Below are 14747 nucleotides of genomic sequence, written 5' to 3' on the forward strand. Positions count from 1 at the left end.
CACTCATAAAGAGTACTATAAATAATAAAAATAATACCCGTATCCATGTTTTAGGTTTAAGCGAGGGGTTTGGAGGTCCAAAGCTTTCTGTAATCCCTTTGGATGCTGAAATAGATAGTGATGATTGGTTATCTGGAAGCAAACTGCCTCCCTCTGAGGTTATATTAAAGCATGTCCATTTAGTAAGTGGAGAGAATATCTCAATAAATCCGCAACAGTTTGAACTGACTTGGGGAAGTATAAGTTGCGAGGAGGCTACACCTTTTAGGATCGCATTTGCAAAGCAATTACTTGTCTCGCTATGTACAAATTATTATTCAGATAACAAAGTTGAACTAAAAGGTGTTAAACATGTTACAGCTAAGATTCTTTCTGATGGCGTAAAAGTTGAAAAGTCTATGCTGAGCAATTTAACCGCGTGTATACAGTGGTGTTACAGCAAGGAAGATCCTGATGTCCCTCTACAACTAGTGGTTGATCGTCTTTCTTTCGAATGTATTTCTGAAAATCTTATGGAGTTAAAGCCTAAAGCTCTGCAATATGCTTTAGAGCAAGCGAAAAGTAATTATAGATTTGTAATTGCAAAGAGAAGTGATGATTACCGTAAAGAATTAAAAGAAATATACTCTGATATTCAAACCGTTACTGATAAATTTGCAGATAAAACTCTATTAATTGCTTCAGAATTACTAAAGTCACTTTTGACCATAGGGTTTATTTTTACAGTAGGGACTGTATCTAAGGCGGTTGTCAATAACCAACTACTACACTCACCTGAAGGGCAGGTTCTCTTTAAAGTGGTAAGCATATTTTTAGTTTTGAGCTTCTTAATTAGATGGCTGAACGCTAGCGCAGACCTAAAAATTTCAGAGAAGGCTTTAAAAAGTTGGTCAGGGAAATTACACAGCCATATTTCACGTGAAGAGGTTAACACTCTGATAGAGTCACGGACTTTTGGTTCAAAAGTATTTTATTTATTTTCTCTTGCCGTGGTTACTGCGATTCAACTAAGTATCGCATATGCAGCCTTTTACTCTGGAGATACGCTAAGGTTATTAAACCTGTAACTTTTTTAAGTAAAAAGAAAGACAAATTCAAGCTACATAGTAAGTGCTTCGTGAATCCAAATACTTTTCTTGTTCCCCCATGTTATCAGAGGGGGGGACGGTCGGGAGATATACTTAGTCAATACGATTGCACCGTACCATGCCTTCAAAAAGAAACGTGATTTATAAAAGTTCATTTTTCTTGAGTACTCCAGTCCACATTAAACTAAGGCCGCATGTATCACTTTAACGGCTCTCTTGATCGTCTCTGAATTAATTCTTCTAAGACTTCACTAAACTCTTTCCTAAATTCATTAAATGACTCCTGATGAGCTTTAGCTGACTCTTGAAAAGCAACAAGCTGCTTTTGGTAATCAGAGACAACTTTTGAGCAGCGCCCATAATCGAATCCTGCGTTAGTTACATGCTTTGCTACTTCTTCATACCCTCTAGTAACAGAGAAAAATGTAGGGATTTTGATTACCTGCTCTAACCCCGTCACTCTAAAGCCAATGTATCCCTTTAATGATGGATCATATTCAAGCCAATTTTCATCGCCAATACAAAGGTAGGATATAATCTGTTTAGCTTTATCTTCTTTCTTCATAATCTAATCCTCTTGAAAACGACAACAACATAATAGATACAAGCAACTGATTTGTAAATGAAAGTTCAGATAGTTAGTTTGATAACAGAGTGGAACTAGTTTTATGAAATCTCTCAGCAAAGTCCTGAAGAATACATTTTGAACCTTAAAGCGTATCCATTTAGGTATGCTAAATAAGAACACCAAAAAAGTCTCCAAAACCGTTCTCATTAGGGTTGATTTTAAATTAGCGGAACACTAAAATTTATGGGTCTAAGACTTATAAAGGAACACCACACTAATGAGTAAGCATCAAACAGTCGCATATATTCGAGTTTCATCTTCTCAGCAATCAACTGATAGACAATTGGTTGATGTAAGCTATGACAAAGCTTTTATTGAAAAAGCATCAGCTAAGAGCACTGAACGCCCCCAACTACAAGCAATGCTTAATCATGTTCGTGAAGGTGATGAAGTTGTGGTTCACTCAATGGATAGGCTTGCCCGTAATACCAAAGACTTGTTAGAGATCGTTGAAAGCTTAAAAAGCAAAGGAGTCAGCGTTAAGTTTATGAAAGAAAACCTTACCTTTACTGCTGGTGGTGAGAGCTCTATCAATAACCTGATGCTCACAATGCTTAGTGCCGTAGCGCAATTCGAAAGGGAACTAATATTAGAGCGCCAACGAGAGGGCATTGAAGCCGCGAAGAAAAAAGGTAAATACAAAGGTCGAAGTGCAAGCATAAATAGAGAAGAAGTCATGAGAGACATAAACAGTGGCCTTTCTGTTCGCAAGACATCAGCTAAACACAACATTGCTGTAAGTTCAGTGAGTCGCATCATTAAAGAAGCAAAGAAAGAGTCCATTCAAAATCAATAACTACCCATAAAGTACAAACTAAACGTAATTTAGGAGCCCTTTTTAATGGCAAAACAACGCCCTGTAACCTGTAGAGAGTGCGGTAAGCGTAGAGTTAAAGCATTAACAACTAATCCAATTACAGGTAAGCAGCGCCGCTCTACTATTAATATATGCCAAGACTGTCACTTAAAGACCATTGATTATAAATTCTTCAGTAGTTCTTTTGGTCAATGGCTACGTAGAGCCTTTCAGCGCCAATGCACCAATTCGATACCAAAAAATACCAATGAGTTAAGAGATTTAATTTATCTTTGGAAGTTTTACCGTAAGGCATGTGGATTTAAAAGTGATGGTGAAGTCGTAACTAAAACATATGATTACCAATTATGCCATATTGACCCACTTAAGGGAGAGAACGGCCTAGTAGGTAAGTTGATTTCTACGAATTTGATGATTGCACCAGCACAACTTAATCGCGAACTCTCAAACCTCCCTTTCCCTTACAATGCTCAACAATCAGTGCAAAAAGGTGAGGAGATTACAGATGATAATTTTAAAGAGATATGTCGTCAAAGATATAACCTTCCCTTATTAGCAGCAGAATTCTGCATGATACCCCAGAAAAAAAACAAAGCATTACCCGTTTTTGAGTCACTAGGTGTAGACGTGCAAACCACTTTATCTAAAGAGTTAAAACGCCTTGGCTTCCCAGTAGACCATATCATTGAAGAAAGTGTCAGTCATAAGCACAACAAAACTCCTGAGGCCATTGCTCTAGATATCTTTGATACATTCTTTAAGGTTGGTGGGACACTCGCTGTATCTCAACTAAATAATTACAGGGAATCGAATGATGAAGATGGTCTCTCAAAAGAGTCCATTAAGAAATTACTTGAGTATGACTATACGCTCCCTTCTGAGAAACTTAGGTTATCGAGAGAAAAAAGAAAACAAAAGGACTATTGGGAAGATATTGGCTTTTAAGCCTATCCTATAGTTTAACTGTGAAATTCCCTTGAAAGCCTTTATATACAAGGTCTACAGGGGAATTAACATCATGCAGTAATACGTTTAATAGTTCCTGTTGTATTCAATAAGAACACCTCAAAAGCCATACAGTAATCCATACAAGTTACCTTTGGGTGGAAACTGCTAATGATAAACTCTACAAATATTCCTAATTGTGTTTCATTTCGTTATTCCATTGGGTGAGGGCTAAACATATCGACAAATATATTAGAGTTTCCCTGAAGCTCCTTAATCCTAGAGTTCCTAATAAACTCCCACTCATCAGGAGGATCGCTAAGAGACCACCTCAGGAACATCAAGTATTCTTCCTCTGATATATCTACATCGTGCTTATAACTCATATAAAGCCATATCCTAGCCATATCCCCACGGATTAGTTCAGACGGCTCAGTGATGTCATCTGTCCATTCAAAATCACACTGACCTAGTTTCCTTGCTTCCCCCTCTATAATCCCATATCTAGTGTCAGACCTAATGCGATTAGTTTGTCCAACTGAAGGTACTAAGTTATGAAGATCAAAAATGATAGCCTGAGCATCTTTTGAGGTCCTTTCACATACATGACGACTCCCATTGACCCAACAAGCCATTTGCTTTGCAGGAGTCAGAGAAGCTGGAACAACATGCTCCCAGTCTAAAACTGTAATAGCATTTTTATATTTTGCTTCAGAGCCATCATACCCACATGCAATATTATCGATGACACCTCCACTAACTCCTTTTGGTTCATAAGGACAACCACAGTACTTTGTTATCGCATGGTCAAAATACACTTTGTCTCTAGCTACTTCCTTAGCCTTGGACCAAGACGTAGGGATACTTGAGGCATTTACTAAGTTAATACTGAACATAAGAAAGAAAACACATAAAAGTTTCATAGCTTGTCCCTAAGGATTAATAATGGGTCTATTAGTACAACAAGATAAGTAAATTATGGCCACCAGCGGCTGCTATTTCGAGTACCCTTTTGGCGCCAGGTTGGCCTTTCACATCACTTAAATCGAGTAGCGAGTCACGCTGCGACTGCTGCTCTGGATAGCAAATATTAAGTGGCAAAGGTTGCTGATTTAATAAGTCATTCCAAACATCTTGTAAGGAGTAAACGGCTTTTCGAGCTACGCCCGAAACAAGGCTTGCGAGATTATCGTTTTCGGCGGGTAAGAAACAACAGCGACCCTGCTCTTTCGCTCCTAACACCGAAGGCAAAATAGCATTTACCCCTCTTACTTCACCATTTAAAGCTAACTCTCCGTAAAACTCATAACGATGAATATCAGGGCAGTTTATTTGCCCAGAGGCGACTAAAATACCCACAGCAATAGCTAGATCAAAACGGCCACCTTCTTTAGGTAAATCAGCAGGCGCAAGGTTGACGGTTATTCGTTGATCTGGAAAACCAAACTGAGAGTTTTCGAGTGCGCTACGCACTCTATCTTTCGACTCTTTGACTGACGCTTCAGGTAAGCCAACGATATGAAAAGCGGGCAAGCCATTTCCTAAGTGTACTTCAACAATCACTTCAGGGGCTTGTACACCCACTTGTGCACGTGAAAATATTCTAGCTAAAGACACGATCCATGATGTCCCTATCATTCATCCTTAAATTAAGTTTAGTCGGGATATTTAAAAACGTGTAATGTCAGTTGCCATTTCATTGCAGCTAAACGCAGTGATAAGGTCATTAGCATGGCTAATATCATAGCTACTTCGGTCACTAAACCCAGCGAAATACTTAATGTATAAACAATGCCACCAGCGATACAAGCAATTGCATAAAGCTCGCCCTTTAATAGCATCGGCATATTTCCAGCCAGCACATCACGGATAACACCGCCAAAACAGGCTGTTATTACACCCATGATAATCGCCGTGGTGTCTGGCATACCTGCGAGCATGGCTTTTTGTGTGCCCATCACCGCAAAAAATGCCAAACCGAAAGCATCAGCAACTTGCAGCGCATTAAGTGAAATAGAACGCTGCTTATTGATTAATCGAGTGGTGACAAATACAGACAATAAAATAGCCCAGAAATAGCTTTGATCATGTAGCCAAAATACAGGAACATCTAAAATAACGTCGCGTACAGTCCCACCGCCAATAGCAGTGACTGTGGCCAACACAACAACCCCAAAGCCATCCATTTTTTTGTTGTACGCCAGTAGCGTTCCAGAAACTGCAAACACGGCTACGCCGAATAAATCAAACCAATGGTAAAGTTCAGTCATGTTTGTAACTAAAAAGTAATGTTAGTGCCGTTGTAACATAAACTTTTCAATCTTTTAAGCGAAGTTTCGATTACTCGCCTTTTTCGACCAGCTCAATAAACTTTAAACTTTGCATCATAACGTTATCTGCAAGCGTAGAGTCTGAAAAGTAAGATTCCTTCTCAGTTGCTTTACTAGGAGTTGCCAACAAGATGTTATAATCATCTTCTAACTCGACCCATAAGCTTCGTTCTTGAGCATTTAATTGCGCATGTTTTTTACGAACATTGTCGGCTTCATAAAATGCCTCTTGTGCTTTTAAGAATGCATCTTGTGATTCTTCGCTCATATCTTCACTTGAAAACAAGCTATTACTTAAATCACTAATGTCTTCTTGCATTGCATCCATCGTTTGGCACCCACTAAGGGTAAGAAGTAATACTGAGAAATATAACGCTTTCATAAACTAACTCCTCAAAAAAGCCCAGTAGCATTGCTGCTACTGGGCTCAGAAAATTACTGCTTAATTAAACTGCCCGATACAAAAGTGTGTAACTCGGGATCATCATTATCATCGTAGGTTTCAGGTACTTCGAAACCTAGCGTTGCTACACTAAAACCACCTTCAATGGTTATCACGGGGGTCATAGTCACACCATAGCCATAATTTTGCGTAGCTGTTGGTTCGCTATACATCATCAACGACCCAAGATCTAATGCCCACTCTGCTGAGCGTACTTCACCATCTAACTCAAATGTTGCAGTACCATCATTACTTATAACGACATTAGAGGTTTCTAAACCACTGCCATCATCAGCCATAAAGGTAAATACATGTGAGCCAATAAGATCTGCTTCAGTGAAAGCTGCTTGCTCAATAACTCGTGTAACGCGTTCGAAGAGGCCAAAATCATCGCCGTCTTTGAACTGTATAAAGTTACCTTGTGGCTTCACAATAAAGTAAGGGTCAGCAAATTCAATTGGGTTACCATAGGTTTTTACATAGAAATCAACCACTACCTTTTGAGTTTCTGCATCATAGGTGTAGTAACCACCTGATATACCTAACTCATCAAACTCAGTATCATGAGCAAGCTCTAAGAAAGTGCCATCCTCTTTAAATACAGCAATGAAGAAATCTCCATCGTAAGAGCCATATGTATAACCCCCTATTAGCGGGTTTGATTCACTGTAGATTCTACTTAGCGTAATAGTACCCTCACCTTCGATATCGAATGTCAGCGTATCTCCATCAACACTGGCAACAATACTGCCAGCATCATCTATACCGAAACTACCATTGGTATCTTCCGTAATAGTGACATCAAAAGCGCCTGTTGTTTCATCCCAAGTAAAGTCACCAATTTCAAAACCAGGGAATGCGGTGTCATCATCAGGGTCGTCCATTGCTTGAATTTGTAACCATTTTCCATCACGAATAATTACCGCGACATCAGGCTCATCAGCAAGCTGCCAAGCCCCATCCAATGGATGATCCGTTGCAGGACGCTCTACAACAACTTGCTCTTCAGCCATTGCCTTATCAAAGTACCACGCTTGTTTAGCATCTTCAGTACAACTACCTGCTTGCTCATACACGCAAATAGTTAAGAAGTTTCGATCAAAGTCACTCACTTCAGCCTTCATGCTATCAAATAGTAATTTCCCTGACGCTAAACTGTAGTCGTATTGATTGACCACTCCAAGGTAAGTGAAGGTGATTTGATGGCTATACTCAGCCGTCATCTCATCATAAATAGTCGCTATTTTAATGGTTTCTACACCTAGCTCTCTTGGTGAATAAAGTTCAATGTAGTTAGTTGTAATTGGGTAGCCATTATTATCAAAACTTGCGTTTTCTTCTAACCAATAGGGTGCGAATTTGGTTACCCCATACTCATCTGACACAGAGAAGTTACGCAGATGAGATGAATAATCTTCGACACGCTCCGAACCATCATAGTTAAAAAAGCGATATTTACGATACGTAAAGTTTTGACCATTGTTAGTGGCTAATAATCGCTGCGAGAACTCACTGTATACTTGGCAAACTTCCCCTTCAGGACAAATTGGCTGAACACCATTGCTCGTAAAATAGTTATATCTTAAGAACACTCCCTCACTGCTTACTTGCCAAGAACGAAAGTTTTGATTCAGGTTAAAGTTCATTAAACCATCATCATACACATCATAGTGGAGGTCTGTTTGAGGTGAGTTATAGCCTTGGTAAACAGTCCATTTACCCAATAGGTCTGACTTAGTAAATGAAAGCTGATTATCTCTCACCATTAAACCTGTGACTGTACGTGAGCTATCGTCCGCTTTAGCTTCGAGTGATGCCGCAAATTGATAACCCACTTGTACATTTTTAACGAGCCAAATAGCGATGTCATAACTAATAGTTTCTGCATTATTGCTTATAAGCAGTCGATTCCCATCAACTTGCCAAGTCACACTAACAGGCGCGTTATCGTTATCAATGAGCGTTCCTGTTCCACCAGAAAGTAACTCAACACTTACTGCACTACTATATCCACCAAACTCGCTTAGGTTATCAATAACCCAATTACCAATAAGTTCATCAGCTGTCACAGCAAGTGTTTGCTGTTGTTCAATAAGGGTGGCGTTATAGTTCGATTCTGTAGTTCTATATACAACATCTGAACTGGTTATGCGTGTTTCGCTTTTACGGAAAAACTCAACCGTTCTGTTTGCATCGTTTTCAAGAAGAATAGTTAGGTCTAACTCAACTAAGTACTCACAAACATCTAGCTGTTCATCGTTTCCATCAGTAACCACAAAGCAACTCATTAATGCTGGCTCAGCCAAAGTAATTGTGATGTCTTGCTCTTGTTGCGACCAACTAAAGTCAGTATCAACATCCAGTAAACTGACATACCCGGTACCATCATTATTAAACTCAAACTGCCCAACTGAAGTTCGATAATATTGTGGCTGCATTAATAAATAGTTGCCGGTCAGATTATTGATTGTTTGATCAACTAATTCATCATCATCTTTAATCTCTTCTTTTGTAGAGTCAATTAATCCTGGATCTTGGCTTTCAACTGTATTTATAAAGTCATCAATTTGTTCAGCGCTAGATATTAAATCAAGGGTCGAATCGACACCCTCAGGTAGTTCGTAGTCATCATTATCTACAATGATCTTGATTAACGCTGCAAGTAGCAGTTTTTCGTCAGCATCAACAGCGAGTAAAGCTTCATCTAATGCTTGTTCAGAATCGATGTTTGTACCGTCGCGGCTTAAAAGTGCAAACTCTGCAGTACTAACATTAGTAATGTTTACGCCAAAGTTTTCATCTTTGCTTAATGTGCCATCGGCTCCTGCTTGTGAAACAAGCGTTGCGATAGACTTCAGTTGGGATACAAATTCAACGCCCGGATCAATGGAGTTATTACCCAACGCCACCAGCTTAACCAGTTCATCAGCATCTGAGTCATCAACCTCAATGTTTACGCTATAGCGGCCTTGTGCATCAGCGGTAATCTCAAATTGTTCATCACCAATCTGCACCACAATACTTGAGTTGATAATCGGCTCATCGGTTACAATACCGGTGATCGTTACGCTGAGCACTTTACGTTTAAGCTCAATCGTTACTGTTGCTGTGGCGGTTGCACCATCATCATCGGTGACTGTCAGTGAAACAACGACATCTGCATCATCTTCGATTTCAGGCGCGGTGATCGTAAGTGTACTTGTATCGCTGCCGGTAAGTGTTAGATCTGGACCTGATGTTTGCTGCCATGCGTAACTTGCAATTGTGCCATCACTGTCTGTTGCCGTCGCTTGTAGGACTAAATCGCCACCTTCTGTTACGCTGCTATCACTACTAATAGATACCGTGGGATTTTTGTTTGTAGCGACGGGAGGGGTATCATCATCGTCATCACCACCTCCACCGCCTCCACCACAAGCGGTTAAAGCGACAAGACTTGTCGCTAGTAATAATTGTTTTAAATACTTTATGGAGTGAAAATTAGGGGGGCTCATCATGCTAATCCTTACATTGAGTACTGTATTTCCCTAAAAAGAGGCAACTGCATACACAGTTGCCATAACTCAAGGGAAGCAAAACCTATTTTGAACATGAAATAAAGGCGGGATCTCAGTGTCGTCCTTAACCATAATCTGAATTCAGTCATGTTTGCCCGTCAAATATGAACACCCGAGATCCCATCAAAGCGATTCATTTTTCGTTAAGGTTCAAGGGTAGATTAGTTACAAGAAATAAGTATGCTGAATGCCGACAAAAATGTACTCAAATACGACATTTCCTATATAAACAACATGTTATATGTAATGACATTGGTACTCTTTCGCTGTCATGCCATATTTTGCTTTAAAAAATTTAGAAAAATACGAGCGTGACGAAAAGCCCACATCATCTATTACTAAGCTTATTTGTCGCCCTTGTCTTAGTAATTCAGCTGCTTTACTCAGTCGATAATTACGCAAATATTCACTAGGAGTAATGTTTAATAGAACTTTTAACTTACGTTGTAATTGACGCTCACTAAGCGCTAATTCTTTCGCACAATTCACCATAGAGAAACCTTGTTGCTGGTAATGCTCAGCAACATACAACTCAAGCTTTTCAAGCAGCTGTTTGTCACGAGGATCAACCACAACCGGTTGCTTTGTCTCAACATGATCAGGTGCATCCATAGTTTGCTGTTGAGAATATAAATTGACCCAATGTATCCAATTCTCAACTTTTAAAAATAGCTCTTCTCTATCAAATGGTTTGGTGATCACATCTAGCGCATGCTGTTGCAAACTACTTACTCGGGTTTCATAGTCTCCCTTGGCGGTCAAAATAATCACCGGAATATGACAAGTAACGGGCGAATTATGTAATGAATCTAAAACAGTAAAGCCATCGACTTTTGGCATCATTAGATCAGTAATTATTAAATCTGGTACTTGGCTCAGCGCTATTTGCAAACCGATCTGACCATCTTCAGCTAATAATACTTGATAGCGGTGCTGTAACTCTGTTTTTAGGTAATGACGTAGCTCGTCATTATCTTCAATAATTAATACACTCGCTTTGTCATGACTCACTTTTGATTTTAGGCTTGTACTATCAACAGGAACTTGCTCTGCAAATTGTGCTGTTTTAAATGCGAGTTTAAAGTTGGTTCCTTCTCCTAAACGACTTGCCAACACAATATTGCCTTTGTATTTATCGACCAGACGTTTAACGATAGCTAAACCTACGCCACTACCTTCTACATTTGCATGACTACTTACTCTGTAGAAAGTATCAAACACCTTGTCTTTTTCAGCGTCTGCGATGCCTTTACCTGTGTCTGTTACTTCTATGTAGGCAAGCTCACCTGATGCGCTTACGATTAAGCTGACTTGGCCTTGCTGAGTATACTTAAAAGCATTGCTTAATAGATTAGTAAGAATTGTGATCACCCCTTCTCGGGTGCTTTCAATAAATACAGCCTCTTCAATATCAACCTTAAAGTCGATGGGCTTTTCACCTAACACAGCAAACTGCCCCGCGACCTCTCTGGCTATTGCCGATAATGATACAACTTTAATAATCTCTTCATGGCGCTCATCATAACGAGTCAGCGTTAACAGCTTATCGACCAAACTTTCTAAGCGCCGGCTATTACGCAATACCAAGTTCAGTTGCTCACGCTTTTCAGTATTTCGCTCATCTGCTATGAGCTTTTGCAACGGCGCAATCAACAAACTCAAAGGAGTACGTAATTCATGAGATGCATGTGTAAAAAAACGCACTTTATTTTCGAGTGAATCACTCAGAGCATCAGCTTGCTGTTCGATGAGTGTTTTTTGCTCTGCGATTTCATCGGTGCGTTCGCTAACAATTTGCTCCAGATAATATTTTTGTTTGCGTATACGGCGAGTCCAAAACACTGTGAATAACCACACCATCGCCAAAATCAGCATGGCTGCTAGCAGATAAAACTCACTGGTTTGCCACCAAGGCGCAAGAACCGTTATGTTTAACAGTAATGGGGTAAGCGCATTTGCCCCATTTTCACTACTAGCATTAACTTTCAACTGATATTTACCAGCAGGAAGATTAGTGTAATCAACTGATAAAAAAGCCCCTGTAGCTTTGCGCCATTGTTGTTCAAAGCCCGCTAACTGATAGGAATATTGGTTAGTCTGTGGCTCAGAGTAGTGTAGGTAACTAACCTGAAAATGAACCCGTTTAATTCCCGCAGGAATAGTCACTGAACGGCTTTTTTCTATTTGGTATAAACTGCCTAAACGGCTGACTCCCTGATTTACCACATCCTCATCATCAAACTGCAAACTAGTGAGTGCTAATTGCCCGCCAATAGTATTAACTTCAAGGTCAGCAGGATTAATGACACTAACCCCTTGAGTGCCACCAAACATCAAGCGGCCATCACGGGTTTTTAAATAAGCACCGGCATTAAATTCATTACCTTGTAAGCCATGTCGAGCTTTATAATTTTTTATGCTCATGGTTACAGGGTCTATTTTAGCGAGGCCGTTGTTGGTACTTAGCCAGACCCTATCTTCATTGTCTTTTAGCAACGCATAAACGACTTGATTAGGAAGGCCTTGAGCGACATTAAGCTGATGAACTTGCTGGTTGCTCAAATCAATAATATTTAAGCCGTTCGATGTTGCGAGCCACATTTGCTGATCAATTTTTAAAAACGCTCGCACTGTATTATCAGATAAAGCCAAGTCGCCTTTGCGATAATTAGTGAGGGTATCGGTTGCTGCGTTGTAGTGATAAGCCCCATCACCATCTGTGCCTATCCACAGATCTGCTTGCGAGGTTTTGTATAAACTCGTCACCCGCGCCGTTGGAATTACAAGTTGTGTATTCGCTACAGGCTGTGCAAAACTAATAAATTTGCCGCGCTGCCTATCAAAGCAAAACAGCCCCCCTCCATTAGTGCCGACCCAAACATTATTTTTCTCATCGACTAAAAGGGCATATATACTGTTTTCAGTTAAGCCATGCTCGCCTTCATCTGCTCGATAGTGACTTATGCTGCCATCGGTATGCAAAACATCAATCCCTTGCTGCCAGCTGCCAATCCATATATCGCCATTACGATCTTCGGCGATGGCTTTAATTGCATTGCTACTGATTGAATACGGTGAACTTTCGCTGGTTATGCGATCTAAACGATTTAATTGCTGATCAAGAATATCGATACCGCCACCCCAGCTGCCATACCAAATACGTTGCTTTGAGTCTTCAAATAACGCCCACGCATCGTTACTTGAAAGTGGCGTTGGCTTTTTTAACTTACTAAATTGCAATGATGCTGGGTCGAGCTTACTGATCCCATGTGCAGTACCAAACCACATAATGTCACTACTGTCTCGGTAGATACTATATACCCGGTCATGAGCAAGACTATATTTATCAAACGGGTCATGCGCTAAAACAATGAAGCTTGCATCAATGGGGTCGTAAACATTAATTCCGCCGCCTCGCGTTGCTAGCCAAACTCGGCCTTGGCTATCAAACTCAAGATCACGAATTTCATTGCTACTAAGCCCAGAATTATCATCATTAGAAGTTAACCACTGCGTTATTGTTTTGGTGCTTAACGCAATCTTATACAAACCGCCGCCCTGACTTGCCAACCAAATACTGCCATCAGCGGCCTGTTTGATAGCAAAGACACTAGCATGAATGTTTACTGGCTCAGCAAAGCCAGAAAAAACCGAATTGATTTGTTGATTATTAATAAGGTCATAATGAAGTAACCCAGCTCCATGCGTTCCTATCCAAAGTATGTCAGCGATTTTTGATAGCGCATAAATAGGCTTTTTTAACCCTGTTATTAACGTTTCAAGCTGCTCTGCTCGCTTATCGTAACGAAACAGGCTGCCGTCGTAAGTGCCAATATAAACTTGCTGTTGCGCCACCAATAAACTAGTAATGCGACGCTCTTTTAGAAGCGGCTCAGAAAATTGATAATTATGTAATGCGAGTTGGTTTACACCACTATTTCGAGTACCTATAAACAGCTGTGATTCGCTATCAAGTGCCAACGGATAGATATAGTTATTCGCTAGGCTATTTTCCTTATCGGATGCTGTGAATACAGTAAATTCATTGCCATCAAAACGATTTAAGCCTGCCTGTGTTGAAATCCAGATAAAACCTTGCTGGTCTTGAACAATATCAAACACAACACTTTGCGATAGACCATCATCAATATCGTAGTTTTGAAATGCACACAAAGCTGAAGGTAAGAACAGAAGTGCTAACAGCGCTATTAAAAAACGGATCATCCCTAAATCTACTTATTTATTATTAGTTATTAATCAAGCGTAGTTCAGTTCAGCTAACATTCATAATCATTTCCCAATTTAGGGATGAATAACTAGGATAGATATCAAGGGGTTGGATTTAGGTGTGAGTTAGCGAGTTAGCGAGTTAGCGAGTTAGCGAGTTAGCGAGTTAGCGAGTTAGCGAGTTAGCGAGTTAGCGAGTTAGCGAGGGTAAAGTTTAAACGTTCTAAGTCAAGCCTATCGCTCTGATCAACTGACGTCTGACGGCTTATAGCTCTGTTTATGTTGGGTTTCGCTACGCTCAAACCAACCTACACAAAGAATGAACTGGGTGAACCCGAGTGAAAACACTGCACTAAACAACACTCTCATCCTACTTAAAACTTATAGCTTAAAGCTTCCAGCTTTTTCAGGCATAAAAAAACACGCTTTCGCGTGCCTACTTATCAAACTCATTTAATTTTAATCTTCAATTTCAGTTGGTTGCGGGAGCTGTGAATTTTGAGGGCGAACCGACGGCCTTCGGGCTCTGAACCTGAATTTCAGGCATAAAAAAACACGCTTTCGCGTGCCTACTTATCAAACTCATTTAATTTCAATCTTTAATTTCAGTTGGTTGCGGGAGCTGTGAATTTTGAGGGCGAACCGACAACCTTCGGGCTCTGAAACTGAATTTCAGGCATAAAAAAACACGCTTTCGCGTGCCTAGTATTACA

9 protein-coding genes and 1 pseudogene are annotated in these 14747 nt (G+C 40.1%); 3 read left to right on the forward strand and 7 right to left on the reverse strand.

Annotated elements, in window-relative coordinates:
* A partial coding sequence (locus L1D51_RS15815; RefSeq protein WP_239964128.1) for a hypothetical protein occupies positions 1-1067 on the forward strand: 1067 nt, incomplete at its 5' end.
* Between the two features lie 220 nt (positions 1068-1287).
* Here L1D51_RS15815 and L1D51_RS15820 read toward each other — a convergent pair.
* Positions 1288-1653: a hypothetical protein gene (locus tag L1D51_RS15820; RefSeq protein ID WP_239964129.1), complete on the reverse strand. Its 366-nt coding sequence runs from the start codon at positions 1651-1653 to the stop codon at positions 1288-1290.
* Between the two features lie 280 nt (positions 1654-1933).
* On the opposite strand from L1D51_RS15820, the gene L1D51_RS15825 reads away from it, so the two are divergent.
* A complete protein-coding gene (locus L1D51_RS15825) occupies positions 1934-2512 on the forward strand; it encodes a recombinase family protein (protein ID WP_036974249.1) in 579 nt (192 codons plus the stop codon).
* A 45-nt stretch (positions 2513-2557) separates the two neighbouring features.
* The gene (locus L1D51_RS15830) at positions 2558-3478 is read left to right on the forward strand and encodes a hypothetical protein (protein WP_239964131.1); all 921 of its coding nucleotides are present in this window, start codon (positions 2558-2560) and stop codon (positions 3476-3478) included.
* Between the two features lie 212 nt (positions 3479-3690).
* Here L1D51_RS15830 and L1D51_RS15835 read toward each other — a convergent pair whose 3' ends face one another.
* From L1D51_RS15835 to L1D51_RS15860, 6 genes and pseudogenes are all read right to left on the reverse strand, one after another.
* Positions 3691-4401 carry an endonuclease gene (locus tag L1D51_RS15835; protein ID WP_239964133.1) on the reverse strand — a complete coding sequence of 237 codons (711 nt, stop codon included), beginning with the start codon at positions 4399-4401 and terminating at the stop codon, positions 3691-3693.
* A gap of 40 nt (positions 4402-4441) precedes the next feature.
* A pseudogene (locus L1D51_RS15840) lies at positions 4442-5095 on the reverse strand (magnesium chelatase domain-containing protein); the annotation flags it as partial.
* A 38-nt stretch (positions 5096-5133) separates the two neighbouring features.
* The gene (locus L1D51_RS15845; RefSeq protein ID WP_054563935.1) at positions 5134-5748 is read right to left on the reverse strand and encodes a trimeric intracellular cation channel family protein; all 615 of its coding nucleotides are present in this window, start codon (positions 5746-5748) and stop codon (positions 5134-5136) included.
* 70 nt (positions 5749-5818) lie between these two features.
* Positions 5819-6190, reverse strand: a complete 372-nt coding sequence (locus L1D51_RS15850; RefSeq protein WP_239964135.1) for a hypothetical protein — start codon at positions 6188-6190, stop codon at positions 5819-5821.
* Positions 6191-6243: 53 nt separating this feature from the next.
* Positions 6244-9747: a COG1470 family protein gene (locus L1D51_RS15855; protein WP_239964136.1), complete on the reverse strand. Its 3504-nt coding sequence runs from the start codon at positions 9745-9747 to the stop codon at positions 6244-6246.
* A gap of 297 nt (positions 9748-10044) precedes the next feature.
* On the reverse strand, positions 10045-14031 hold the full coding sequence (locus L1D51_RS15860) for a hybrid sensor histidine kinase/response regulator transcription factor (protein ID WP_239964138.1): 3987 nt from the start codon (positions 14029-14031) through the stop codon (positions 10045-10047).
* Between the last annotated feature and the right edge of the window lie 716 nt (positions 14032-14747).

Source organism: Pseudoalteromonas shioyasakiensis (assembly GCF_022398475.1).
Lineage (GTDB): Bacteria > Pseudomonadota > Gammaproteobacteria > Enterobacterales > Alteromonadaceae > Pseudoalteromonas.

Coding starts and splice junctions, on each gene's coding strand:
- L1D51_RS15820 (WP_239964129.1), bottom strand. CDS start 1,653: ATGAAGAAAGAAGATAAAGCTAAACAGATTATATCCTACCTTTGTATT.
- L1D51_RS15825 (WP_036974249.1), top strand. CDS start 1,934: ATGAGTAAGCATCAAACAGTCGCATATATTCGAGTTTCATCTTCTCAG.
- L1D51_RS15830 (WP_239964131.1), top strand. CDS start 2,558: ATGGCAAAACAACGCCCTGTAACCTGTAGAGAGTGCGGTAAGCGTAGA.
- L1D51_RS15835 (WP_239964133.1), bottom strand. CDS start 4,401: ATGAAACTTTTATGTGTTTTCTTTCTTATGTTCAGTATTAACTTAGTA.
- L1D51_RS15845 (WP_054563935.1), bottom strand. CDS start 5,748: ATGACTGAACTTTACCATTGGTTTGATTTATTCGGCGTAGCCGTGTTT.
- L1D51_RS15850 (WP_239964135.1), bottom strand. CDS start 6,190: ATGAAAGCGTTATATTTCTCAGTATTACTTCTTACCCTTAGTGGGTGC.
- L1D51_RS15855 (WP_239964136.1), bottom strand. CDS start 9,747: ATGATGAGCCCCCCTAATTTTCACTCCATAAAGTATTTAAAACAATTA.
- L1D51_RS15860 (WP_239964138.1), bottom strand. CDS start 14,031: ATGATCCGTTTTTTAATAGCGCTGTTAGCACTTCTGTTCTTACCTTCA.